The sequence below is a fragment of the Pseudomonas sp. LB3P25 genome (assembly GCF_054897985.1).
The window spans coordinates 2,385,134-2,410,005 of record NZ_CM142711.1; the positions used below are offsets into that span (position 1 = coordinate 2,385,134).

Sequence of the window (24,872 nt, forward strand, 5' to 3'; positions counted from 1 at the left end):
GCTCGCGAAGGCGTCAGTCAGAACACCATAAATCCATCAGGCTGCAGCAAACCGCTTGTCCAGATAATCGATGATCACCTTGGACTCGTACATCCAGGTCGTCTGGCCATTCTCTTCGATGCGCAGGCACGGCACCTTGATCTTGCCGCCCTGTTCCAGCAGGGCCTGGCGATCCTGTTCGTTGTTCTTCGCGTCGCGCAACGCCACCGGCACGTTCAAGCGGCGCAGGGTGCGGCGGGTTTTCACGCAAAACGGGCAGGCGTGGAACTGATACAGGATCAGGTCCTTGGCGGCCGTCTCTACCTGAGCCTGAGCGGCGGCAGGGCGCTGCTTTTTGCCTGGGCGGGTAATGAAATCGATGAAGATGATCAGTTGGCCAAGGCCGACACGAAGCGCTTTTACGAACACGGTATAAGCCTCACAGGGGCAAGCAGAAGGCGCGCAGCTTACCTGATTTTTCACAGGCGAAAAAAACCGGCGATGAATGCCGGTTTTCTTCGTGCCGCCAATTACTTGATCAGGCTGAGAAACTCGCTGCGGGTGGCCGCGTTTTCGCGGAACTCACCCAGCATCACCGACGTGATCATTGACGAATTCTGTTTCTCCACACCGCGCATCATCATGCACATGTGCTTGGCCTCGATCACCACTGCAACGCCCAGGGCGCCGGTGACTTGCTGGACCGCATCGGCGATCTGGCGGCTGAGATTTTCCTGGATCTGCAGGCGGCGCGCGTACATATCGACGATCCGCGCGACTTTCGACAGACCCAATACCTTGCCGCTAGGGATGTAGGCGACGTGAGCCTTGCCGATAAACGGCAGCAGGTGGTGTTCGCACAACGAGTAGAGCTCGATGTCCTTCACCAGCACCATTTCGCTGTTGTCGGAGCTGAACAAGGCACCGTTGGTGACCTCTTCCAGTGTCTGTTCATAACCGCGGCAGAGGTACTGCATGGCTTTGGCGGCACGTTTTGGCGTGTCGAGCAGGCCCTCGCGGGAGACGTCCTCGCCCAATTGGCCGAGAATCGCGGAGTAATTCTGTTCCAGTGTCACAGAGGCTGATTCCATACGGGTTTCAGAGGGGTACTGTTTCTGTCTGTACCCATTTTGTACCAATCAAGCTGATTTCGAGCGTCCCGGGTTCGCCCCAGTCTGTGCTGGCGTTGATCCATCGGGTGTAGGTCGATAGCAACATCTGAACGCTATGACCGAGCTGAGTGGCAATAATCGCAGGGTTCATACCCGCCATGAGGCACATGGTAGCGTATGTGTGCCGGCAGTTGTATTGCCGGCGGGCGCGAATCCCCAAATCGGTCATTTAGGGTTTGCGCATCCCGCTACACCCTGTCGCCAAGGTGCAGCAGTGATGCTTCCCTGAGGCCTGTTTTGCTCATCAGGCCGAGCAGGTCATATCAGGTGAGTGATAGACAGATCGCTGATGATGCAGACAGAACCGTCTAGCGGGTCGGTGGTGTCGGAGTAATCGATCTGGTTGTACACACCACCGTGGAAGGCGAGAGTTTTCGTGTCCCAGGTGTTGTCGAGGCGCATGATCGCGGAAGTGGATTGGACGCCGTTACAGCTGGCCGATACAGCGACGGCGCCGCTCGAATTGGCGTGAATGTTGATTGCGAAAAGTGCTCCGAGCGGCACGTTCTCCAAAACCGTCGAGTTGACCGGATCGTCCTGGAGGTAGCTTGACCGGAACCCCATGATGATTTTTCCTTTGTTCCAAAACACCTTTACCGGAGGTCGTTCTGAACCCTTCACGTGAATCTGGCCGATCACGACTTTCTGTAGCGAGTTGACCTTCGTCAGTCGCATTTCTTGTCGGTTCCAGTGGTCCGCTGCGCTGGAGAACAGCCAGTAACCTGGCTCCTTCCACTCGCAGCGAGTTCGTAGCGTGCTCTTGCTCGAGGCTCCAAGTGTCGGCGCCGTCATCTGCAGCGAACCATCGTCAAGCATTGAGATAACGTCGGGGCATTCGAGCAGCGCGCGCCAACCGATGAGCTCAAGTGCAATCGGGTTGGTATCGGAGATTGGAAGCGGGGTAGCGATGGTGAAGTTGCTGATGTCTACAGTCATGGTTTTTGCCTCAGTCCATTGATGTCGCTTTTTGCTCAGGTGAGCCTTGCGTTTGATGCAGGCCTACATCCCACTGCCCACTCAGTGAATGGGCAGAAGTGATGCTTGGCAGCTTCCGATCTATTTCCCGTTGGCTTGAATGCAAATATGGGCGTTCCTATATTTTGTGTCAATGGGTATTCCCATAATTTATTCCGTGCCTATATTTCAGGCGCAAAAAAAGCCCGCGCTTGGCGGGCTTCTCTTGGATGAGTTCATTCTACAGGGCGTCAATTTGCCGTATTGCACGTTATGGCACTAAACGATCCCGAATCGCTGCAACTCGGTTCACCGAGAATACATCGCCCACCAAAATACATGACCCAGGATCGCAATCTGCTGCTCCTGGATCTCGGCGAAGGTGTAGTCCTCGTCCGGATGCTCGTCACGGTTGAAACTGCGTAGGCGGATACCGCTGGGCAGTCGGTAGAGCTGTTTCACGCGAAGCTGGCCGTTGTGGTTGATCGCGTACATGTCGCCGTCGACGATGTCGCCCAGCGAGTTCTTTCCGACGTTCATGCCAACGGTCGCTCCGTCGCGCAGTACCGGGAGCATGCTGTTTCCGCTCACCACCACGCACCTGGCGTTGCAGAATTGCACGTTGTTGTGACGCAGGTCTTTCTTGAAGAAGCGCAGCCTGGCGTTGTCGCTTTCCGAGATCACGAAACGGCCTGAGCCGGCCGCCAGCTCCACTTCACGCAGGAAGGGGACATAAACCTCGTCGTCATCCAGGGGCGTGCTGTCGTCCCAAGGCTGGATGTCTGACATTGAAATGCTTGGAGGGAGGCGATTCAACGGAACAGCATCGGACACACCTTTAAGCATGTCGCCGACACCTTCTGCCAGCCACATTGGTGAAACGCCACACACTGAAGCGATCTGGGCAGCAAAGGCTGTTGCCTTCGATTTCCCGCGCTCAAGGTCGGAGATAGAGGTTTGCGTCAGGCCTGCGCGCTCGGCAAGCTCGGTTTGATTGAGCTTGGCGTGTTGGCGGGCTGCTTTGAGTCTTTCTTTAAATTCCATCTGCGAAGTATTACGGGAGCTCCCATATCATTGCAAGTCGGTATCCCTCATAGCTTGATATGGATATTCCTGTATTGGGTGTTATGAGCGCTATTTACAAGGTGACAGGTTTACTCGTCGCGACCTTCCATCATGGTTCGTTTGAGCATCACATAAACCGCTCCGGCGCCGCCGTGTTTCGCTTGGCACGACGTGAAGCCGAGTACTTGTGAATGTTGGCGCAGCCAGGTGTTGACGTGGCTTTTGATCATCGGCCGCTTGCCGTCCAGACGCACGGCCTTGCCGTGGGTGACGCGCACGCAACGGATTTCGAATTTGGTCGCTTCGGCCAGAAACGCCCAGAGGGTTTCCCGGGCCTTTTCCACGCTCATGCCATGGAGGTCGAGGCTGCCTTCGAACGGGATCTGTCCGATCTTGAGCTTGCGCATCTGGCTTTCCTGAACACCGTCACGCGCCCACATCAGCTCGTCTTCCGGGCCAACATCGATGACGAACTGATCGGACAGCCCGTCAACGGTGGTGGCGTCGGTGCGCACGGTGGCGGCCTGACGCAGCTTGGCGATTTGTGCGCGGTCAGCTTTGGGTTTGCCGGTTTCGGCGCGATCGTGTTTGATCGGCTTGACGCCTTGGATCGCGCTTTTGAACAGGGAAAAATCGTCGTCTTGCATGTCAGCCTCCGCGAAGGGCGGCCAGTTTACCCAACTCGAGGCGAATGGGGCGCGAGAAAACGCGCAACGCTCGGCTCAGTCGTGCTTTTTCATCAAATGCGGAGACATGTTCAGCTCTTGCGACTGCCGCGAGCGGCGACGGCAGCGACGCCACAGCCACACGCCGAAGTACAGCACGAACAGGCCAATCGCCAGAATCACTGCCGAACCGACCCGGTTGGTATTCAACTCGCCCAGGGCGGGTGCGTGGCCAAGCAGGCTCGCGGCGCCTGCCATCGCCAGCAACACACCGCACATCGCCAGCAAGGCAGCAAATGCCGCGCCGATTCGAAAACGCCAGTTGCGTTGGCCTTTGGGCCGCAAGCGGCGAGCGTCAAAACCATCGGATAACTTCATTCCGACCTTCCTCAATGGGTATCGGCCCTTCGACCGGGAGTTGACCGGGATGTTCCTGAGGCTAAGACAATTACAGCAAATGATAGATTTTTGCGGATGAGCGGCGGCATGGACCGCTCATCGAGCGTCGATCAGATCAGAGCTTGGGTTAGCGCGAGGGTGGCGAAGTTGTCCGCCATGATCGCCATTTCGGTCTGCTGTACGTGGTCTGCACTCAACACGCCGCCCTTGTAAGGCAGGTCGCGAGTCGCGCAGGCGTCCTCTACCAGCGTGCAACGAAAGCCCAGGTTCTTCGCGGCGCGCACCGTGGTGCTGACGCTGGAGTGGCTCATGAAACCGCACACGATCAGGTCCAGCGAACCGAGATTCTGCAGGCGCTCCAGCAGTTCGGTGCCGTGGAACGCGCTCGGCAGCAATTTGCCGATGATGGTTTCGTCGCCCTGTGGTTCCAGGCCCGGAATGAACTCACCGCGCTCACCTTGTGGATCGAACAGCCCACCGACGGTGCCGAGGTGGCGGACATGGACGATCGGCCGGCCGGCTGCGCGGGCAGCGGCCACCAGTTGCTTGATGTTCGCGACGGCAGCATCCATGCCGCTCAAGGCCAACGGGCCGCTGAGGTATTCTTTCTGGGCATCGATGATGACAAGGGTCGCATGGCTCAGAACGGCTGCTGCATAACCGCGGCCGCTGAGTTGAAACATCGTTTTTGGAACGGACATTCTGGGGCTCCTTTGAGTGGGGCTTTTGCGACATTGTCCTCTGGCTGAGCGCTTCTGTGAATCGCTACCATCGTAGGCACCGTCATTGCTGGCTCGCAGCCTTGTCAATAGGCCCGTTTTGTTCAATAGCCAGTCGAAAAAATAGAATAGTCCTACATTTGCCCCGGTAGTTTTCCCGCGTCGTCGAGACGCGTTTTGGCTGTTAGAATCGCCAGTCGTTTTTTTTGGAGTTTGCCCCCGTGATCACTTCCCGACTTCGTACCCTGCGTGACCATATCCGTTGGGCCGTCAGCCGCTTCCATGGGGAGGATCTGTTTTTCGGCCATGGGACCGACAACGCCTGGGACGAAGCGCGTCAGTTGGTATTGGGTGCCTTGCACTTGCCGTGGGAAATCGCCGACAGCTACCTCGACTGCAGTCTTGAAGAAGACGAGTTGGTCAAGCTGCAACGCTTGCTCAAGCGCCGTATCGAAGAACGCATTCCTACCGCCTACCTGTTGGGTGAAGCGTGGTTTTGCGGCATGTCGTTCATTGTGGATGAGCGCGTATTGATCCCGCGTTCGCCGATTGGCGAACTGATCGAAAAACGTTTCGAGCCGTGGCTGGGCGCCGAACCTGCGCGGATTCTCGACCTGTGCACCGGTTCCGGCTGCATCGGTATCGCCTGTGCCTTCGAGTTCCAGAACGCCGAAGTGGTGCTGGCCGATCTGTCGTTCGAAGCGCTGGAAGTGGCCAACCAGAACATCGAGCGCCATGGCGTCGATGAGCGGGTGTACACGGTGCAGGGCGATGGGTTTGATGGTTTGCCGGGTCAGCGTTTCGACCTGATTGTGTCGAACCCGCCTTACGTTGATGCGGAAGATTTCGCCGACATGCCGGACGAATACCAGCACGAACCGGAGCTGGGCCTGGCTTGCGGTGATGATGGTTTGAACCTGGTGCGTCGCATGCTTGCCGAAGCGGCGGATCACCTGACCGAAAAGGGCTTGCTGATTGTCGAAGTGGGCAACAGTCAGGTTCACGTCGAGGCGCTGTACCCGGAAGTCGACTTCGCCTGGCTCGATTTCGAGCGCGGTGGGCATGGCGTGTTCATGCTGACGGCGGAGCAGTGCCGCGATCATCAGGCGCTGTTCGCTTCCCGCGTCTAACTGAACTGGCTTTTTGTGGCGAGGGGATTTATCCCCGTTGGGCTGCGAAGCGGCCCCAAAAAGAGGGACTGCTGCGCAGTCCAACGGGGATAAATCCCCTCGCCACTAAAAGCCTTTACCGGTGCGTGGCAATCCAGATCAACAACCCGGCCTGAAACACCGCAAACGCCACCAGGCAGGTAATGGTAAAGCGCAGCCCGGCGTCTTCGCGCTTGTACTTGCTGACCTTTTCTTCGTGCTTCTTGAGTTTGACTTCCTGCTCGGCCAGATTTTGCTCGGCTTGCTGGAGCATCTGCGCCGCCTCAAGAATTTCCACGACCTGCAATTTTTCCGTACTCCAGTCACCCAGCAGGTCGCCAACCTGTACTTCTTTGACACTGCCCTTCAAATGCTGGGCGTCGGCGTAGATCACATCAAAACCATGCATCCGCAAAAAGTGATCGCGGCGCAGGCGAGTGTCTTCGTTCAGCGCATCCTTATTGTTCAGGTCGGTGCCGTCGACGGTGTAGCCGGACCACCTTTTTTTCGCCCAGGTGATGCCCTTAGCGGCCATGAAACGGCCAATGCCACGGTTCATCGGTTCAATTTGCAGGCCGCTGTCAGGCCCGAAGTGCACACGCTTGGTGGTGTGATCGACCCACACGTCCAGATGATTCTGTTCCTTGCGCACGCGCTGGCCGGGAAGCGAAATGCTCATGCGCATGAGGCTGTGTTCCTTGTTGTTGCGTTCGGCGTAACCGAACTCAACAAAGCGCAGCGGCCGCCCACCGGTGTTGCGGTCGGTTTGCAATGGCGACAGACGGAGCATCTTGTGGTGCTCGGCGTGGACGTCCGCCCACGGCAGCTCGACCACTGGTGGTGCGTCTTTTTCAGCAGTGGTGTCGGGTGAAGTCTGGGTATCAGTCATAACGGCGAGATCCTGTCCAAGCTCTGCTTGCCGCCAGTCATAGCGCTGGCGACAAAAGCTTATCGGCCGTTTTTTTCAGGACTGGAGGGCTAGGGGGCGTTCTCAACTAGTTTTCACCCCCCCTAACACCGCTTAACTGGTGCGAAGTCCGTCAATAAACCCGAGGATTCGCGTGCCGAGTTCGGCCGCCAGTGGCAATTGCGGATCTTTGTAAGAGGCCAATTGCCGTTTTACATCGTTGGGCACGATGCGCATGACGTGGTTCATGCCTTCGATCAGCGCCAGCTCGGCGTCCGGTTTGGCGGCCTTCAACAGCTTGGCGTCACCGACACCGACCTGGATGTCATTGCTGCCCTGGATGATCAGCGCCGGCATCTTCAACTTGGCGAACGCCGCCGCCGGGTCCTGGCGGAACAATGAAATCAGATACGGCTGAACGCTCGGGCGGAAAATCACCTGCAACTGCGGCGGAACGTTGTCGTCGGTGTGGCCGGCCTTGAGGCTGTCGAGCAATTCATTGCTGCGCAGCATCAGCGGTGGCGGCAGGCGATTGCTCAATTGCTGGCGCAGCACTTGATCGATCGGCCGGGCGCTGCCGGACATGGAGATGACCGCGGCGGCATCCAGACTCGGCGCCGCGAGGCTGGCGATCAAGGCGCCTTCGCTGTGGCCCAGCAGGATCAGTTGGCCAAAGCGCGGGTCGGTTTTGAGCTTCTGGCCCCAGGCCTCGGCGTCGGCCACATAGGCTTCCACCGACAAATTGCGTTCGTCCGGGGTTGCCGCAAGGCTCGCCGCCACACCGCGCTTGTCATAACGCACGCTGGCGATGTTGTGTTTGGCCAGTACCCAAGCGAGACGCTTGAGGCTGTCGTTGCGTCCGCCGTCGGGGTTGTTTCCGTCACGATCCGTAGGACCGGAGCCGGAAATGATCAGGACAACCGGTACCGGCGTGTCGGACTTGGGCAACAATAACGAGCCGAAAAGTTCGCCACTGCCGGTGTCCAGCGTGATCGGGCGTTGCAGGACGGTGGCCTGTACAAAGCCGGTAAACAGGGTAAGGCTCAAGGCTATAACTCGCAGCATCATCACGCCATCATGAACAAGATGCCGGTTGGACTCGCAGGCACCCATAAGGTTCGAGGATGAACTAGTTGGGTAGCCTGCGTATACTGGCGCGCATTACGTATTTGGTTCGATTTCACGGAGCGTCCTGCATGTCCGGCAATACCTACGGCAAGCTGTTCACTGTCACCACCGCGGGCGAAAGCCATGGTCCGGCGTTGGTCGCCATTGTCGACGGCTGCCCGCCGGGCCTGGAGATCTCTCTGGAGGATCTGCAGCGTGACCTGGATCGCCGCAAACCCGGCACCAGCCGCCACACCACCCAGCGCCAGGAAGCCGACGAAGTCGAAATCCTCTCCGGCGTGTTCGAAGGGCGCACCACCGGTTGCCCCATCGGCCTGTTGATTCGCAACACCGACCAGAAGTCCAAGGATTACTCGGCGATCAAGGACCTGTTCCGCCCGGCCCATGCCGATTACACCTATCACCACAAATACGGCGAGCGCGATTACCGCGGCGGCGGTCGCAGTTCGGCCCGCGAAACGGCCATGCGCGTGGCCGCCGGTGCGATTGCGAAAAAATACCTGGCCACCCAGGGCATCGTCATTCGTGGCTACATGAGCCAGCTCGGCCCGATCGAAATCCCGTTCAAGACCTGGGATTCGGTGGAAGAGAACGCCTTCTTCAGCCCCGACCCAGACAAAGTGCCGGAACTGGAAGCCTATATGGACCAGTTGCGCCGTGATCAGGATTCGGTCGGCGCGAAGATCACCGTGGTCGCTGAAGGCGTGATGCCGGGCCTCGGCGAGCCGATCTTCGACCGCCTCGACGCCGAACTGGCCCATGCGCTGATGAGCATCAACGCGGTCAAAGGCGTGGAAATCGGTGCCGGTTTCGCCAGCGTTGCCCAGCGCGGCACCGAACACCGCGATGAAATGACCCCGCAAGGTTTCCTCAGCAACAACGCGGGTGGCATTTTAGGTGGTATTTCGTCGGGTCAGCCGATCGTCGCGCACCTGGCGCTCAAGCCAACCTCGAGCATCACCACGCCGGGCCGTTCCATCGACATCCATGGCAACCCGGTGGAAGTTGTCACCAAGGGTCGCCACGACCCGTGCGTCGGCATCCGCGCCACGCCGATTGCCGAAGCGATGATGGCCATCGTGCTGATGGATCACCTGCTGCGTCATCGTGGGCAGAACTTAGACGTGCGCGTGAGCACTCCGGTGCTGGACCAGCTTTAATGGCTGACGTCAGGTCTGTACGAAAACTCGCGCAGGCAGTTTTCGTACAGAGCCTCACAGCCGCTGCGGTCTGACGACTATGACGGCGCTCCCGTACTGGCGGCTCTCCAGTTTCTATTTGTTCTATTTCGCTTTGCTCGGTTCGACAGCGCCGTTTCTGGCGCTGTACTTCGATCATCTGGGCTTTTCCAGCGCACGGATCGGCGAGTTGGTGGCGATCCCGATGCTGATGCGCTGTGTGGCGCCGAACATTTGGGGCTGGCTCGGGGACTACACCGGCCGACGCCTGGCCATCGTGCGCTTTGGCGCGGTGTGCACGCTGCTGACGTTCTCGCTGATTTTCGTCAGCAAGACCTACGCCTGGCTGGCAATGGTCATGGCCTTGCACGCGTTCTTCTGGCACGCGGTGTTGCCGCAGTTCGAAGTCATCACGTTGGCGCACTTGCAGGGCCAGACTAACCGTTACAGTCAGATCCGCCTGTGGGGTTCCATCGGTTTTATCATCACCGTGGTCGCGCTCGGACGGTTGTTCGAATGGCTCAGCCTCGATATCTACCCGGTGGCGCTGGTGCTGATCATGGCCGGGATCGTGGTCAGCAGTGTGTGGGTGCCCAACGCTCAACCGGTCCAGGGTGAACGCCCGGCGGGGGACGGTTTTCTCAAGCAGTTGCGCAGTCCTGGGGTGTTGGCGTTTTACGGATGCGTGGCGCTGATGCAGATGAGCCACGGTCCTTATTACACCTTTCTGACCTTGCACCTGGAGCGACTCGGGTACAGCCGTGGGCTGATCGGCGTGCTCTGGGCGGTCGGCGTGGTCGCCGAAGTCTTGATGTTTCTGGCCATGAGCAAGATCCTCGCGCGTTTCTCCGTGCGACGGGTGTTGCTGGCGAGTTTTCTGCTGGCGGCGTTGCGTTGGTTATTGCTCGGTTCGTTCGCTGAGTTCCTGTGGGTGCTGTTGTTTGCCCAAGTGCTGCACGCGGCGACGTTCGGCAGCTTTCACGCGGCTGCCATCCAGTTCGTGCAACGTAGCTTCGGCGCGCGCCAACAAGGGCAGGGCCAGGCGTTGTACGCCGCACTGGCCGGCACCGGTGGTGCACTGGGTGCGTTGTATTCCGGCTACAGCTGGAATGCCCTCGGCGCCACATTGACCTTTAGTATTGCCAGTCTCGCAGCCCTGGCGGCTGCCGTTATCATTGCCACACGTATGCAAGAGGACAGGCCATGAGCCTTACCCGTGAACACCTCGCCCAGGAAATCATCGATGCCGGGCGTTTTCTGTATGGCCGCGGCTGGTCGCCGGCCACCAGCAGCAACTACTCGACGCGCCTGTCGCCGACGCAAGCGCTGCTGACGGTGTCCGGCAAGCACAAAGGCCAACTCGGCCTCGACGATGTGCTGGCCACCGATCTGTCCGGCAACAGCCTGGAACCGGGCAAAAAACCGTCCGCCGAAACCTTGCTGCACACCCAGCTCTACACCTGGCGTCCGGAGATCGGCGCGGTGCTGCACACGCATTCGGTGAACGCCACGGTGCTGTCGCGCCTGACGCCGCAAGACTTCATCGAGTTCGAAGACTACGAACTGCAAAAAGCCTTCAGCGGCGTATCGACCCATGAGTCCCGGGTACGTGTGCCAATTTTCGATAACGACCAGGACATTGCGCGCCTCGCCGCCAAGGTGCAGCCTTGGCTCCAGGCCCATCCCGATTGCGTCGGCTACTTGATTCGCGGCCACGGTCTCTACACCTGGGGCGCGCGCATGAGCGATGCACTGCGGCAGATCGAAGCCTTTGAATTTTTGTTCGAATGCGAGTTGAAGATGCGCTCACTCTCGAACCATAAAAGCTGAACCGTCAAGCATGAACCGCAAAGCATGAACCGTTAAGGAGTTGCCCTGATGAGCAGCCTGTCCGTTTACCACGTCTCAAGCCCTGACTTGCCCAACAAGGTGCTGACACATTTCGAAGACATCGCCTCGACCCTGGCCGAACAAGGCGTGCGCTTCGACCGTTGGCAAGCCACGGCGAAAATCCAGCCCGGCGCCAGTCAGGAAGAGGTGATCGCCGCGTATCAGGAGCAAATCGACAAGCTGATGACCGAACGCGGTTACATCACCGTCGATGTGATCAGCCTGAACAGCGATCACCCGCAAAAAGCCGAATTGCGCGCCAAGTTTCTCGACGAACATCGCCATGGCGAAGACGAAGTACGATTTTTCGTCGCCGGCCGTGGCTTGTTCACCCTGCACATCGGCGATTACGTCTACGCGGTGCTGTGCGAGAAAAACGACCTGATCTCGGTCCCGGCCGGCACGCCGCACTGGTTCGACATGGGCGAACATCCGCATTTCGTCGCGATCCGCCTGTTCAACAACCCCGAAGGCTGGGTGGCGAACTTCACCGGCGAAGACATCGCCAACCGCTTCCCGCGTCTTGAGGACTGAGCCGATGCCGATCAAAGCGATTCTCACCGACATCGAAGGCACCACCAGCGCGGTGAGTTTTGTGTTCGACGTGCTGTTTCCCTACGCCGCCAAACACCTGCCGGAGTTTGTTCGTCAGCACGCCAAACGTACGGATGTTGCCGAGCAACTGGCCGCCGTGCGCCGGGATACTAACGAGCCGAACGCCGACGTCGAGCGGGTAATCGACATTCTTCTGGGCTGGATCGCCGAAGACCGCAAAGCCACGCCGCTGAAAGCATTGCAGGGCATGGTCTGGGAGCAGGGCTATCAGGCCGGACAGTTGAAAGGCCACGTTTACCCGGACGCCGTTGAAGCACTCAAACGCTGGCATCAGGACGGTTTCAAACTGTTTGTTTACTCTTCGGGGTCGATTCAGGCACAAAAACTGATTTTTGGCTGTTCGGAGGCCGGTGACTTGTCGCCGCTGTTCAGCGGTTATTTCGACACCACCTCGGGGCCCAAGCGTGAAGCGCAGTCCTACGAGCGCATTACCCAGGCCATTGGCCTGAACGCTTCGCAGATTGTGTTTCTGTCCGACATCGTCGAGGAACTGGACGCGGCGCGCACGGCGGGAATGGCGACGTGCGGGCTGGCCCGAGAGGGCGGGGAGCTGGCGGGGCATTTGACCGTCGACAGCTTTGAGCGGATCGATCCTTTAACGTTCTAAGCCACGACGCACATAACCTCTGGGAGCGAGCCTGCTCGCGAAAGCGGTTTAACATTCAACATTGATGTTGCCTGAAATGCCGCTTTCGCGAGCAGGCTCGCTCCCACATGGATTGCGTGATTCCAGAAACTAAACAGGCCGTGAAGCGAAAGCGCTCACGGCCTGTTTGTTTGTAGCGCGCTTAGTTATACAACCGCAGGATTTACACCGAGTGATACGTCGGCAGGGCAAACCGCTGCTGGCTTTGCAGCATGGAAATCTGCGGCAGTTCGCTGGCCTGTTCGGCAATGTCACGGCGAATGGCACTGATCACCCAGGACAACTGATCACCGGCATGCAATTGCTGGTACGAAATCGAGCGTTTGAAGACTTTGCCGTCGGTGCTGCTCAAGGTCAGCAGAATGCCACCGTCAGGACGCGGCTGGGTGGTCACTTCGAAGGTGGAGAACAGGGACGAAAATTTTTCTTGGATCAGGTTCATGTCTATCAGCTCCGTTAGCTCTTGAATGGCAAGCATGCAAAGGTAGTTGCAGTGATTGTGCCAGCAGCTGATTTTTTAAAAACCCTTACATATCAATTAGTTAGTTTTTAAGTGCTTTTGCACTTTCGTGCAATCTGCATGAATGGCCATCGTGCATCCTGCATTTTGCGTGGTGGGCGTCGATTCGATGGAACCAATTGCCCGGTGCACGCTCACGATGTCGAATGCCGCCGCCGTGGATACAAATCATTTCAAAAACCGCGTGTACAGCTCAGGAACCGCTGACGTATTTTCGGCCTCAATCAACGCCGCCCGAACAATAAAAAGATCGACCGGGAGCAACCATGAGCCGCGCGCCGAACGACACGATTACCTGGGGCATGATGCTCCGCAAGCTGCCTTCCATTGCCAAAGCCATTCCTCGCGTGGTGAAGGGCATGAAAGCCGCCAACGTCAAGGACCCGACCCAACCGTGTGGCCTGGGCTGGAGCTTTGAGCAAGCGACGTTGCGCTATCCCGATGGCCCGGCATTGCTGCAGGGCGAGGTGGCGCTGACGTATGCTCAGGTCAACCAATGGGCCAATCGCATTGCCCATCATCTGATTGCCCAAGGCATCCGCAAGGGTGATGGGGTGGCGGTCTTTATCGAGAATCGCCCGGAACTGTTGGTGACGATTCTGGCGGTGGCCAAGGTCGGCGCGGTCAGTGCGTTGCTCAATACTTCGCAAACCCGCGATACCCTGGCTCACAGCCTGAACCTTGTAGCGCCCGCGGCAATCATTGTCGGAGAAGAGCTGGTCCCGGCGTTTTCGGCGGTGCGCGAACGGGTGTCGATCGAGGTGGTGCGCACCTGGTTCGTCGCTGATCAAGACACTTTCACCCATCCGGGCATTGCGCCCGACGGGTTCATCAACCTGATGACGGCCAGTGCCGACAGCTCTGGCGCCAACCCCGTCAGCAGTCAGCAGGTTTTTCTCGACGACCCTTGTTTCTATATCTACACCTCGGGCACCACCGGTTTACCGAAGGCCGGGGTCTTCAAGCACGGCCGTTGGATGCGCAGCTGCGCAAGCTTCGGGCTGATCGCCCTGGATATGCGCCCGGAGGATGTCGTCTATTGCACCTTGCCGCTTTATCACGCCACCGGGCTGTGCGTGTGCTGGGGCTCGGCGATCAGTGGCGCCTCGGGCTTTGCCATTCGCCGCAAGTTCAGCGCCAGTCAATTCTGGAACGATGTGCGCAAGTACCGCGCGACCACCCTCGGTTACGTCGGCGAATTGTGCCGCTACCTCGTGGATCAACCGCCCAGCGCCGACGACAGCAAGCACCGCGTGACGAAGATGATCGGCAATGGCCTGCGCCCCGGCGCGTGGGGCGAGTTCAAGACACGTTTTGCGGTGAATCACATCTGCGAGCTCTACGCCGCCAGCGACGGCAACATCGGCTTCACCAACATCCTCAACTTCGACAATACCGTCGGTTTTTCCCTGATGTCATGGGCGTTGACGGCCTACGACCAAGACAGCGGCGCGCCGATTCGGGATGCCCAGGGCTTCATGCGCAAAGTCGCCAAAGGCGAGCAGGGGCTGTTGCTGGCGAAGATCGACGACAAGGCGCCGCTGGACGGCTACACCGATCCGCAGAAGACCGAAAAGGTTGTGCTGCACGACGTGTTCGAGAAGGGCGACCGTTACTTCAATACCGGCGACCTGCTGCGCAACATCGGTTTTGGTCACGCACAGTTTGTTGACCGCTTGGGTGATACCTACCGCTGGAAGGGCGAAAACGTCTCGACCACCGAGGTCGAAAACATCCTTTTGCAACACCCGAATATTTCCGAAGCCGTGGCCTACGGCGTGGAAATCCGCAATACCAACGGGCGTGCCGGGATGGCGGCGATCACCCCTGCCGAATCCCTGGCGACCCTGGATTTCAGCGAGTTGCTGGCTTTCGCCCGGGAGCAAATGCCCGCGTATGCGGTGCCGTTGTTCCTGCGGGTGAAGGTGAAAATGGAGACCACCGGCACCTTCAAATATCAGAAAACCCGACTTAAGGATGAAGCCTTCGACCCCGGCAAAACCGGCGATGATCCGATCTACGCCTGGCTGCCGGGGACCCAGACTTACGTGCAGGTCACCGAGCAATTGCTGGCGGATATTCACGGCGGCGCTTTTCGTTATTGAATGCAGCGCTATTGAATGTGCCTATGGCCGTCCATGAGAAAAAAGAAGTGACAGCCTCGGGGCTGCTCGGGAAACTGTCGGCTTTGCGAATAACAGAACGTGGAGTGCCCAATGTCAGACCAAAGCCGCCAGATGACCCCCGATGAAGCCGCTGAATTTGCCGAACAGGTATTCAACAAAGCGCGCGAGGGCGATGCGGCCATGATGGCTGCGCTGTTGACCAAGGGCCTGCCGCCGAACCTGCGGAACCACAAGGGCGACACCTTGCTGATGCTGGCCGCTTACCACGGCCATGTGGATACCGTAAAAGTCCTGCTCGAGCACAAGGCCGACCCGGAAATCCGCAACGACAACGGCCAGAGCCCGATTGCCGGTGCGGCGTTCAAAGGTGACCTGGCGGTGGTCAAGGCACTGGTTGAAGGCGGCGCGCAAGTGGAAGGTTCATCCTTCGACGGTCGCACGGCGTTGATGATGGCGGCGATGTTCAATCGCGTCCAAATCGTCGACTACCTGATCAGCAAAGGCGCCGACCCGAAAGCCAAGGACGCTAATGGCGTCTCTGCGCTGGATGCCGCTAAAACGATGGGTGCTGTGGACACCACGGCGCAGTTGCAGAAGCTGCTGATTTGCACCCTGTAACCGCCGTGTAGCAGCTGTCGAGCCTGCGAGGCTGCGTTCGACGGCGCAGCCGTCGTGAAACCTGTATGTGCGGTCTCCCTGAAACACCGCATCGTCTGATTTCACGACTGCTGCGCAGCCGAACGCAGCCTCGCAAGCTCGACAGCTGCTACACACACACTCACTCACTCCATCAATACACCCACACCTCAACCCGCCGATTCTTGATTCGCCCCTCATCCGCGCTATTGGCCGCCACCGGCATCTCGGCGCCAAAACCACGAATTTCGCGAAACACCACACCGCTTTTCACCAGTTCCCGCCGCACCGCCATGGCGCGCAGTTTCGACAGCAGATCGGCGCGCGCCGGATCACTCTTGGCGTCGCCAAACCCCACCAGCGTCACCTGCCGATTGGTTTTCTCGTGCTGATTTATGTAGTCGAGTACCCGCGACAGGTCCTGCCGGGCCTTGTTGTCCAGCGTCGCACTGCCTTCTTCGAAACGGAAATTCACTGTCAGTCGCTGGGCGTGACGGCTGAGCGCCTGATAACCCTCCGGCATCAAGGCATTCGGCGTGACCGTCATGGCCTGGACGGTTTGGGCGATAAAACCATTGGCCGCGACAATCGCCTGACCCCTGCTGCTTTGGGCGAACGCCACCAATGCTTCGGCCCAGGGATTTTTCCCATTGGGCGGCAGGTAAAAGAATAGCCGGCGAGACAACGGATAATCTTCCGTAGCAATCAGGCTGTTGAGCGGCACCATGGCTTGGGATTGGCCATCGGCAATCGCCACGGCTTTGGCCTGACGCACGTAAGGCAGGCCGATGAAGCCGATGCCTTGCGGGTCGAGGCTGACCGCGTCGGACAATTGCTCGCTGGATTCGAAACGTTTCGCCGCGCTGCTCAGCGTTTTCCCACGACGGCTGAGGACCAATTCCTTGAACGTGTCGTAGGTGCCCGATTGGTCATCCCGCGCATAGAGATGAATCGTCCCACCGGTGCCGCCGAGTTCTTCCCAGGTTTTTGCCTCGCCGCTGAAGATCCGCGCCAGTTGTTCGGTGTTGAGTTGACTCAATGGATTTTGCGGATGAAGGATGATCGCCAGGCCATCGATGGCGATAACCTGCTCGGCGCCGGCGCTTTTAAAGTCGCCCATGCGTGCGAGGTCTGCCCGTTCGCTGTCCTTGATCGGGCGCGAGGAGGCGGCGAGGTCGGCGGTGGCGGTTTTCAGGGCGATGAAACCGGTGCTGGAGCCGTGGGCCGCGACGTCCACCACGACCCGGCGGCCCTGAACCGTTTCGCCGACAACGCGAAGTTCGTTGGCTTTGTCCGGGGCCTCGCTGTGAACCTTGAGCAGGCCCTGTTCGCGCATCAACCCCTCAACCAGCGCCGGGCCCAATGCCGCGCCAATGGTGTTGGAGCCCTGGATGCGCAGCACCGGGCCAGACTCGGCCGTCGGCAAATCGCCAGCCGACGCCGTCAGCGGCAGCCAGGCGCACAGCATCAACAGGAACAACACGCGCAGCGTCATGCCGGCACCTTATAAGCCAAAGGAAGTGCCGGGAGAATAAGTCAGTAAGGTTTCTGAAAGATGACGCTAGCCAATGTGGGAGCGAGCCTGCTCGCGAAGGCGTCGGGTCAGTCAACATCTATGTTGAATGATTAACCGCTTTCGCGAGCAGGCTCGCTCCCACATTTTGATCGATGTAAAACCGGGGATATCAGCTCAGCTCAAGCCAGATCGGCGCGTGATCCGACGGCTTTTCCATCCCGCGCAATTCGTAATCCACACCCGCATCCTTCACGCGCGGCAACAACCCGTGGGACGCCATGATCAAGTCAATCCGCAGCCCACGCTTGGGCTCATCTTCAAAACCGCGGCTACGGTAGTCGAACCAGCTGAAACGGTCGGCCACCTCCGGGTTCAAGTGACGGAAGCTGTCCACCAGGCCCCAGTTTTTCAAGCGGGCCATCCACACGCGTTCTTCCGGCAAGAAGCTGCATTTGCCGGTTTTCAGCCAGCGTTTCATGTTGTCCGGGCCAATACCAATGTCGCAGTCTTCCGGGGAAATGTTTACGTCGCCCATCACCACCACCGGCTGATCGTTGCTGAACTGGCTTTCCAGCAATCGTTGCAGATCGCTGTAAAAGCGTTCCTTGGCCGGGAACTTGGTGGGGTGATCGCGGCTTTCGCCCTGTGGGAAATAGCCGTTCATGATGGTCACCGGCACGCCATTGGCGTCGGCGAACGTGCCCCAGATGAAGCGGCGCTGAGCGTCTTCTTCATCGGTGGCGAAACCTTTGTGCAGCGCGATAGGTTCCTGGCGCGAGAGCAGGGCGACGCCGTAATGACCTTTTTGACCGTGGAAATACACGTGATAGCCCAGCGCCTGAACCTCGGCCAGCGGGAATTGGTCGTCGTGAACCTTGGTTTCCTGCAAACCGATAACGTCTGGCTGATGCTTTTCGATCAGCGCTGCCAGCTGATGGGGGCGAGCGCGCAGCCCGTTAATGTTGAAGGAGACGATCTTCATGGTCGGCAGTCCTGGCAAAAGGGCGATGCTAGCTGACATGTAGGATCGGGGCCAGTGTAGGGTGAGACGATTCGTGTGTGTCAGTAAGCCTTGTGTCGATGTTGAAGGCCTCTTCGCGAGCAGGCTCGCTCCCACATTGGCTCTCGGTTCAGGCCGCCAAATTTCATGAGTCTGGTCTATACCTTGTGGGAGCGAGCCTGCTCGCGAAGGCGGCATCACAGCCACCACTGATTTCAATCAGTAAGGAACTGTGTCAGCTCCTATAGGCTCGTAACAACAAGAGCACAGCCATTTGAGCTGTCCCGGGGAGAAATACCGTTATGCCCGAAACCTCGACCGTCATCGCCGATATTCACATGCTCGACAGCGGCTATTCCCGCGAAGCACGTTCGCTGTTGTACCAGGCTTACCGGCATGAGCCGACCTTCGGCTACCTGTTCGAAGCGGAGCGTCCCGGTTATGAACAGCGGGTCCGGGCCACCGTGCGCGAGTTGGTCAAACAACATTTTCTTCAGGACTTGCCGGCCATCGGCCTGCTGGTCAACGACCGGTTGATCGGCATCGCGCTGATCGCGCCGCCGCAGCGTCGCCTGGGCATCACTGAAAGCTGGGCCTGGCGTCTGCGCATGGTGCTCAGCACCGGTTTTCGCTGCACTCGACGCTATCTCGAGTATCACGATGCCGTGATGGCTTGCGTGCCGTCCGACTCGGTGCACCTGCTGCCGTTGCTGGGGGTTCATCCGCAATTCCAGGGCAAACACTTCGGCGAACAATTGCTGCAAGCGGTGCACAACTGGTGCGCGGTGGATGAGCACTCCGAGGGCGTGATCCTCGATACCGGGAATCCTCGTTATCTGGAGTTCTATAAGCGCCAGGGCTATGAGGAAATCGGTGAGGTTGCTGTAGGACCGATTCGCGAACACGTGTTTTTCCACGCCAATCCGCAGGTGTTACAAACAGCAACGGCATAAAGGTAGAACTTTCACGCCACGCCACGCCAGGCTCTATCACGCTCCCAAGCTCGTGATAGCATCCGCGCCTATGAAATTTCCAGGAAGAATGACCAGCGGCGCGCTAATGCTGATCACCAGCTGCGCGGCGCTGGCGCAAAGTGAATTGGATGTGCGGATCAAACCGTCCAACGATGAACTGAAGGCCAATATAGAGGGCTATATCGGCAGCCTCGGCGATCGTGACGAAGAAGCCTTGCTGCGCTTCAGTCGTGGCGCCGAAGAACAGGCACGCAAGGCCGCCCAGGCCTTGGGTTATTACCAGCCGCAGATCGACACGGATGTAAAGGGCGGCAAGACACCGCGCCTGGTGCTGAACATCGATCCCGGCGAGCCTGTACATTTGCGCAATGTCACGATTCGCATTGACGGCCCGGCCGCCGCCCTCAAATCCTTTCGTGTACCCAAAAGCGCTGCGCTGAAAACCGGCGCAGTGCTCAACCATGGCCGTTATGAAGACGCCAAGCGCCTGATTCAGAACCAGGCCTCGCGCTATGGCTTTTTCAGTGGTTACTTCTCCAGCCAGAAGTTATCGGTCGACCCGCGAGCCGGTGTAGCCGACATTGAACTGATCTATAACAGTGGCCCGCGTTATTCACTGGGCAAGGTCAGTTTCGAAGGCGATACGCCGTTCGACGAAGACCTGCTGCAACGCATGGTGCCATTCAAGGCGGGCGCGCCTTATGACTCCGAACTGATCGCCGAACTCAATCAGGCCATGCAATCGAGCGGCTATTTCGACAGTGTGCGGGTGGATGCGGCACCGACGGCGTCGAAGAACGACGTGATCCCGGTTGACGTCAAACTCGAAACCCGCAAACCACGGACCATGGGCCTGGGGCTGGGCTATTCCACCGACGTCGGCCCACGGATCAAGGCCAACTGGACCCGGCACTGGGTCAACCCTCAGGGGCACAGCTATGGCTGGGAGACCGAAGTTTCGGCGCCCCGGCAGAACGTTGGTGTGTTCTACGACATTCCCCTGGACCCGCCGCTGACCGACAAATTGCGGTTCGCCGGGGGCTATCAGAACGAAGAAATTGCCGACAAGGACTCCCTGAGCAAACTGCTGACCGTCGGCCCGGAGTGGCACAGCAAGTTGCCCAGCGGTTGGCAGCGCGTGGTATCGCTCAAGTGGCAGCGTGAGGAATACAGGCTCGGCGACGACTCGGGGCTCAGCACCTTGCTGATGCCTGGCGTCAGCTATTCCTACCTGAAGAGCGACAACCGCATCGACCCGCACAACGGTTATCGCCTGGAATTCGCGACCAAAGTGGCCAAGGAAGGCTTGGGCTCGGACACCAATCTGGTCTATGGCACCGCGCTGGTGAAAGGCTTGACCACGGTCTTCGACAAACACCGCTTCCTCGGGCGGGTGCAGGTCGGCGGCAGCGCCACCAACGGCTACAAATCGGTGCCACCGTCGTTGCGCTTCTTCGCCGGTGGCGATCAGAGCGTGCGCGGCTACGACTACCAGAGCTTGTCCCCGGAGAACTCCGAGGGTGACCGCATCGGGGGCCGCTACATGGTTGCCGGCAGCGTCGAGTATCAGTACTCCATCGCCGAAAAATGGCGGGTCGCGACCTTCATCGACCAAGGCAACTCCTTTAATACGCTCGAACTGCCGGACCTCAAGACCGGCGTCGGCATCGGTGTGCGCTGGGTTTCTCCGGTGGGGCCGATACGCCTCGACCTGGCCCATGCGATGGACGACGACGGCGGCATTCGACTGCACTTTTCCATGGGGCCTGAGCTGTGAAGCGTGGTTTGAAAATAACGCTGTCGGTGATTCTGGCGCTGCTGATGCTGGTCGTCCTGACCGTGGCCACGGTGCTGGGTACGGCAACAGGCAGTCGCTGGGCGCTTGGGTTTGTGCCGGGTTTGACCGTCGAGAACTTCCAGGGTCGTTTGGGCGGACAGTGGAGTGCCGACCATGTGCTGTGGCAGCAGGACAGCAGTCGGGTTGAGCTGGACAAGGTGATTTTCGCCTGGTCGCCGCTGTGCCTGACGCGCATGACCCTGTGCCTCGAGCAATTGAAAGCCGATCAGGTCAGCCTGCAATTCCCGCCAGGCACGGAAGCAGAAAGCAGCGGGCCGATCAGTCTCCCGGATCTGAAGTTGCCCTTGGCCATCGAGTTGGGCGATGTCCAGATAGGCAGCCTGCTGTTCAACGGCAGCGAAGCGCTCAAGGGCCTGCAACTGGCGGCGCACTGGACGACCAACGGCTTGCAGATCGACTCCGTTCATTTGCAAAGGGATGACCTGAGCCTGAATCTTTCAGGCCTGCTGCAACCCACGGGTAACTGGCCGCTCAAGGCCGAAGGCAAACTAACCCTGCCAGCCCCCGAGCCCTGGGTTCTGGCCCTGAAGGTCGACGGTGATCTGCTGAAAACCCTGAACCTGAAAGCCGACAGCAGCGGTTACCTCAACGGCCAATTGACCGGTGAACTGCAACCGCTGGTGGAAAACCTGCCGGCCAAGGTACGGATCTCCGCTGACGGCTTCAAGCCTGGTGCCGATCTGCCGGACACTCTGCAACTCAACCAACTGGAACTCACCGGCGACGGCGACCTGAAAAACGGTTACCAGTTGCTCGGCAAAGCCACGTTGCCCGCAGAACTTGGCCCGGTCGCGTTGTTGCTGCAAGGTAAGGTCGACGCCAACGGCGCTCAGATCGCCGGGTTGGACCTCACGGCCAACGACAAGCAAAGCCTAAAACTCACCGGCAACCTCGACTGGAGCAAAGGCCTGAGCGTTGATGCAAAAATCGACTGGCTGGATTTCCCGTGGCATCGCCTCTATCCGCTGATCGACGAGCCAGAAGTGGCGTTGCGCAGCTTCAACGGTGAAGTCTCCTACACCGACGGTAAATACCTCGGCAGCTTCAAAGCCGCACTTGACGGCCCGGCCGGGGCATTCAGCCTGACCAGCCCGTTCAGCGGTGACCTGACGAAAATCTACCTGCAACAAATTCAACTCGAAGCCGGGCAGGGCAAAGCCGAAGGGCACCTGAACCTGCAATTCGCCGATGGCATTGCCTGGGACACCGCGCTGGACCTGTCGGCGATCAACCCGGCGTACTGGGTCGCGGAGTTGCCGGGCACCCTGGCCGGACCGTTGCGCAGCAAAGGCGAGATGAAGAATGAAAAACTCAGCCTGACCGCTGATCTCGACTTGAAAGGCAAACTGCGCGGCCAACCGGCAGTGATCCAGGCCAAAGCCGATGGCGGTGGTGAACAATGGAACCTCAACGCGCTGCAAATTCGCCTCGGCGATAACAGCATCAACGGCAAGGGCAGCCTGCAACAGAAGCTCGCCGGCCAGATTGATATCAAACTGCCGCGCCTGGCTCAGCTGTGGCCGCAACTGCGCGGTCAGCTTAATGGTCGCATCGATGTCGCCGGAACGCTCAAGGCGCCGCAAGGCAAGCTCGGGCTGCAAGGTACGCAACTGGCGTTCGAAGACAATCGCCTGCAAAGCCTGAACCTGGACGCCACCCTCGACAGCGCGCAACGGGCCAAAATCGACCTCAAGGGCAGTGGCATTCAGGCCGGTGAAACGTCGCTGGGCACGCTGACCGCCAGCGGCCAGGGCGATATCAAAAACCAAAAACTCGCCCTCGACCTGCAAGGGCCGAAGCTGAAACTCGCGCTCGGCCTCGACGGCAATCTGGACAAAGGCGATTGGCGTGGGCGGCTGGCCAGCGGCGATATCCAGGTCGGCGGTCAAGACTGGAAGCTGCAAGGTCCGGCGAAGCTTGAACGGCTGGCGGACGGCAAGATCAATTTTGGCGCCCACTGCTGGACGTCCGGCCCGGCCAGCCTGTGCGGTGAGGATCAGCGCCTGATGCCTGAGCCGAAGCTGCGTTACCACCTCAAGCAATTCCCGATCGACAGCCTGGCGCAGTGGTTGCCGAAGGATTTCGCCTGGAAAGGCCAGCTCAACGCCGACCTGCAACTGGACCTGCCGGCCAGCGGCCCGAACGGCCAGATCAGCGTCGATGCCAGCGGCGGCACGTTGCGCATGAAAGAGAAGGACCAGTGGCTGGACTTCCCGTACCAGACGCTGAAACTCACCAGCAAACTCACGCCGAAGCGCATCGACACCGAACTCAACTTTGTTGGCGGCAAGCTTGGCGAGTTGATGGTCCAGGCGCAGATCAATCCGTTGCCGAAGGACAAACCACTGGCCGGCTCGTTCCGCCTGAGTGGTCTGGACCTGTCGGTGGCGCGCCCGTTCGTGCCGATGGTCGAGAAACTGACCGGTCGTTTGAATGGCAGCGGCACGCTCGCAGGTACGCTGCTGGCGCCGCAGGTCAACGGCAATCTGCTGCTCAGCGACGGCGAGATTTCCGGGCCTGAACTGCCGATGGACCTCGAAGCGCTGCAACTTCAAGCCGTGATCGCTGGCGAAACCGTGCAATTAAACGGCGGCTGGAAAAGCGGCAAGACCGGGCAGGGCACCTTGAGCGGCAACATTGCCTGGGGTCAGGCGCTGGTGGTGGATCTGGCGCTCAAAGGCACGCAATTGCCAGTCACCGTCGAGCCATACGCCAAGCTGGAAGTGGCGCCAGACCTGAAGATTTCGATGAAGGACGACAAACTGGCGATCGCCGGCAAGGTGTTGGTGCCAAAAGGCGAGATCACCGTGCGCGAGCTACCGCCGTCGACGGTCAAGGTGTCCGATGACACGGTGATCGTCGGTCAACAGACCGAAGAGGGCAAACCACCGATGGCCATGGCGATGGACATCGATGTTGTGGTCGGTCAGGACAAACTCAGCTTTACCGGGTTTGGCCTGACCGCCAACCTGCAAGGTCATGTGCACATCGGCGACAACATGGACACCCGTGGCGAGCTCTGGCTCAACGATGGGCGATATCGTGCCTACGGTCAGCGATTGACCGTGCGCCGGGCGCGTTTGCTGTTTGCCGGCCCGATTGACCAGCCGTATCTGGACATCGAAGCGATCCGCCAGACCGACGACGTGATCGCCGGTATTCGCCTGAGCGGCAGCGCCGAGCAGCCGACGACCCAGATTTTCTCCGAGCCGGCCATGAGTCAGGAGCAGGCATTGTCCTATCTGGTGCTGGGGCGTCCGCTGAGCACCAGCGGTGAGGACAACAACATGCTCGCCCAAGCCGCGCTGGGGTTGGGCTTGATGGGCAGTTCCGGTGTGACCAGCGGCTTGGCCAAGGACCTGGGCATTCAGGATTTCCAGCTCGACACCCAGGGCAGCGGCAATGCAACCAGCGTAGTGGCCAGCGGCAATCTCTCCGAGAAGCTCAGCCTGCGTTATGGCGTTGGCGTGTTCGAGCCGGCCAACACCATCGCCTTGCGTTACAAGCTGAGCAAGAAGGTCTACCTCGAAGCCGCCGGCGGCGTGGCCAGTTCACTGGACATCTTCTACAAGCGGGATTTCTAGACTCCCTCCCTCCAAAACCGAGTCGCGGCCTTCGCGAGCAGGCTCGCTCCCACAGGGATCACACCGAACCTGTGGGAGCGAGCCTGCTCGCGAAGGGCGCGCTGCGGTCATCGATCCGAAGCAACTTTCCCGCGCCATTTATCAACTAAATAGCAAGCATCCTAACTATTACGTTGACATTCGCTGCCTAGGC

At 59.2% G+C, this 24,872-nt stretch carries 23 protein-coding genes and 1 pseudogene; 11 read left to right on the top strand and 13 right to left on the bottom strand.

Features of this window, described 5'->3' with window-relative positions; translation table 11 throughout:
- Nucleotides 1-36: 36 nt before the first annotated feature.
- The 8 genes and pseudogenes from ACYZTW_RS10740 to ACYZTW_RS10775 all read right to left on the bottom strand — a co-directional run bounded on the left by ACYZTW_RS10740 (nucleotide 37) and on the right by ACYZTW_RS10775 (nucleotide 4,935).
- Entirely contained in the window at nucleotides 37-408 is a 372-nt protein-coding gene (locus ACYZTW_RS10740; RefSeq protein ID WP_462004823.1) for a glutathione S-transferase N-terminal domain-containing protein, read from the bottom strand.
- Between the two features lie 101 nt (nucleotides 409-509).
- Nucleotides 510-1,055: a GTP cyclohydrolase I FolE gene (gene folE / locus ACYZTW_RS10745; RefSeq protein WP_462005733.1), complete on the bottom strand. Its 546-nt coding sequence runs from the start codon at nucleotides 1,053-1,055 to the stop codon at nucleotides 510-512.
- Between the two features lie 22 nt (nucleotides 1,056-1,077).
- Nucleotides 1,078-1,311, bottom strand: a pseudogene (locus ACYZTW_RS10750) (site-specific integrase); the annotation flags it as partial.
- Between the two features lie 98 nt (nucleotides 1,312-1,409).
- On the bottom strand, nucleotides 1,410-2,087 hold the full coding sequence (locus ACYZTW_RS10755) for a polysaccharide lyase family 7 protein (protein WP_462004824.1): 678 nt from the start codon (nucleotides 2,085-2,087) through the stop codon (nucleotides 1,410-1,412).
- Between the two features lie 327 nt (nucleotides 2,088-2,414).
- A complete protein-coding gene (locus ACYZTW_RS10760) occupies nucleotides 2,415-3,149 on the bottom strand; it encodes an XRE family transcriptional regulator (RefSeq protein ID WP_462004825.1) in 735 nt (244 codons plus the stop codon).
- A gap of 110 nt (nucleotides 3,150-3,259) precedes the next feature.
- Nucleotides 3,260-3,817: a Smr/MutS family protein gene (locus ACYZTW_RS10765; protein WP_008146127.1), complete on the bottom strand. Its 558-nt coding sequence runs from the start codon at nucleotides 3,815-3,817 to the stop codon at nucleotides 3,260-3,262.
- A gap of 75 nt (nucleotides 3,818-3,892) precedes the next feature.
- Nucleotides 3,893-4,213 carry a hypothetical protein gene (locus tag ACYZTW_RS10770; RefSeq protein WP_462004826.1) on the bottom strand — a complete coding sequence of 107 codons (321 nt, stop codon included), beginning with the start codon at nucleotides 4,211-4,213 and terminating at the stop codon, nucleotides 3,893-3,895.
- A 131-nt stretch (nucleotides 4,214-4,344) separates the two neighbouring features.
- Nucleotides 4,345-4,935: a cysteine hydrolase family protein gene (locus tag ACYZTW_RS10775; protein WP_129436944.1), complete on the bottom strand. Its 591-nt coding sequence runs from the start codon at nucleotides 4,933-4,935 to the stop codon at nucleotides 4,345-4,347.
- Between the two features lie 239 nt (nucleotides 4,936-5,174).
- Here ACYZTW_RS10775 and prmB point away from each other — a divergent pair, with 239 nt between their 5' ends.
- Nucleotides 5,175-6,083, top strand: a complete 909-nt coding sequence (gene prmB / locus ACYZTW_RS10780; RefSeq protein ID WP_462004827.1) for a 50S ribosomal protein L3 N(5)-glutamine methyltransferase — start codon at nucleotides 5,175-5,177, stop codon at nucleotides 6,081-6,083.
- Between the two features lie 115 nt (nucleotides 6,084-6,198).
- Here prmB and ACYZTW_RS10785 read toward each other — a convergent pair whose 3' ends face one another.
- Nucleotides 6,199-6,990, bottom strand: coding sequence for a hypothetical protein (locus tag ACYZTW_RS10785; protein ID WP_462004828.1), 792 nt, complete (start codon nucleotides 6,988-6,990; stop codon nucleotides 6,199-6,201).
- Nucleotides 6,991-7,122: 132 nt separating this feature from the next.
- Complete coding sequence (locus tag ACYZTW_RS10790) at nucleotides 7,123-8,121, bottom strand: alpha/beta hydrolase (protein ID WP_462004829.1); 999 nt, start codon at nucleotides 8,119-8,121, stop codon at nucleotides 7,123-7,125.
- Between the two features lie 83 nt (nucleotides 8,122-8,204).
- Between ACYZTW_RS10790 and aroC the strand changes: the two genes are divergently transcribed.
- The 5 genes from aroC to mtnC all read left to right on the top strand — a co-directional run bounded on the left by aroC (nucleotide 8,205) and on the right by mtnC (nucleotide 12,426).
- Complete coding sequence (aroC, locus tag ACYZTW_RS10795) at nucleotides 8,205-9,296, top strand: chorismate synthase (protein ID WP_462004830.1); 1,092 nt, start codon at nucleotides 8,205-8,207, stop codon at nucleotides 9,294-9,296.
- Between the two features lie 79 nt (nucleotides 9,297-9,375).
- Entirely contained in the window at nucleotides 9,376-10,521 is a 1,146-nt protein-coding gene (locus ACYZTW_RS10800) for an MFS transporter (protein ID WP_462004831.1), read from the top strand.
- Entirely contained in the window at nucleotides 10,518-11,144 is a 627-nt protein-coding gene (locus ACYZTW_RS10805) for a methylthioribulose 1-phosphate dehydratase (protein ID WP_462004832.1), read from the top strand. The genes ACYZTW_RS10800 and ACYZTW_RS10805 overlap by 4 nt, the downstream gene beginning before the upstream one ends.
- Before the next feature lie 48 nt (nucleotides 11,145-11,192).
- Entirely contained in the window at nucleotides 11,193-11,738 is a 546-nt protein-coding gene (locus ACYZTW_RS10810) for a 1,2-dihydroxy-3-keto-5-methylthiopentene dioxygenase (RefSeq protein ID WP_462004833.1), read from the top strand.
- Nucleotides 11,739-11,742: 4 nt separating this feature from the next.
- Complete coding sequence (mtnC, locus tag ACYZTW_RS10815) at nucleotides 11,743-12,426, top strand: acireductone synthase (RefSeq protein WP_462004834.1); 684 nt, start codon at nucleotides 11,743-11,745, stop codon at nucleotides 12,424-12,426.
- A gap of 202 nt (nucleotides 12,427-12,628) precedes the next feature.
- Here the strand turns inward: mtnC and ACYZTW_RS10820 are convergent, their stop codons facing one another.
- Nucleotides 12,629-12,907 carry a DUF3509 domain-containing protein gene (locus tag ACYZTW_RS10820; protein WP_462004835.1) on the bottom strand — a complete coding sequence of 93 codons (279 nt, stop codon included), beginning with the start codon at nucleotides 12,905-12,907 and terminating at the stop codon, nucleotides 12,629-12,631.
- A gap of 344 nt (nucleotides 12,908-13,251) precedes the next feature.
- Here ACYZTW_RS10820 and ACYZTW_RS10825 point away from each other — a divergent pair, with 344 nt between their 5' ends.
- Together ACYZTW_RS10825 and ACYZTW_RS10830 are read left to right on the top strand one after the other, a co-directional pair.
- On the top strand, nucleotides 13,252-15,090 hold the full coding sequence (locus tag ACYZTW_RS10825; RefSeq protein WP_462004836.1) for a long-chain-acyl-CoA synthetase: 1,839 nt from the start codon (nucleotides 13,252-13,254) through the stop codon (nucleotides 15,088-15,090).
- A gap of 111 nt (nucleotides 15,091-15,201) precedes the next feature.
- Entirely contained in the window at nucleotides 15,202-15,729 is a 528-nt protein-coding gene (locus ACYZTW_RS10830) for an ankyrin repeat domain-containing protein (protein WP_462004837.1), read from the top strand.
- 172 nt (nucleotides 15,730-15,901) lie between these two features.
- Here the strand turns inward: ACYZTW_RS10830 and ACYZTW_RS10835 are convergent, their stop codons facing one another.
- Nucleotides 15,902-17,242 carry a substrate-binding domain-containing protein gene (locus ACYZTW_RS10835; RefSeq protein WP_462004838.1) on the bottom strand — a complete coding sequence of 447 codons (1,341 nt, stop codon included), beginning with the start codon at nucleotides 17,240-17,242 and terminating at the stop codon, nucleotides 15,902-15,904.
- Between the two features lie 190 nt (nucleotides 17,243-17,432).
- On the bottom strand, nucleotides 17,433-18,245 hold the full coding sequence (gene xthA / locus ACYZTW_RS10840; RefSeq protein WP_462004839.1) for an exodeoxyribonuclease III: 813 nt from the start codon (nucleotides 18,243-18,245) through the stop codon (nucleotides 17,433-17,435).
- A 320-nt stretch (nucleotides 18,246-18,565) separates the two neighbouring features.
- Here xthA and ACYZTW_RS10845 point away from each other — a divergent pair, with 320 nt between their 5' ends.
- The 3 genes from ACYZTW_RS10845 (at nucleotide 18,566) to ACYZTW_RS10855 (ending at nucleotide 24,679) form a co-directional block, all read left to right on the top strand.
- Entirely contained in the window at nucleotides 18,566-19,216 is a 651-nt protein-coding gene (locus tag ACYZTW_RS10845; protein ID WP_046047485.1) for a GNAT family N-acetyltransferase, read from the top strand.
- A gap of 70 nt (nucleotides 19,217-19,286) precedes the next feature.
- Nucleotides 19,287-21,014, top strand: a complete 1,728-nt coding sequence (locus ACYZTW_RS10850; protein ID WP_462004840.1) for an autotransporter assembly complex protein TamA — start codon at nucleotides 19,287-19,289, stop codon at nucleotides 21,012-21,014.
- Nucleotides 21,011-24,679, top strand: coding sequence for a translocation/assembly module TamB domain-containing protein (locus ACYZTW_RS10855; RefSeq protein WP_462004841.1), 3,669 nt, complete (start codon nucleotides 21,011-21,013; stop codon nucleotides 24,677-24,679). Before ACYZTW_RS10850 ends, ACYZTW_RS10855 begins: the two co-directional genes overlap by 4 nt.
- Nucleotides 24,680-24,872 lie beyond the last annotated feature (193 nt).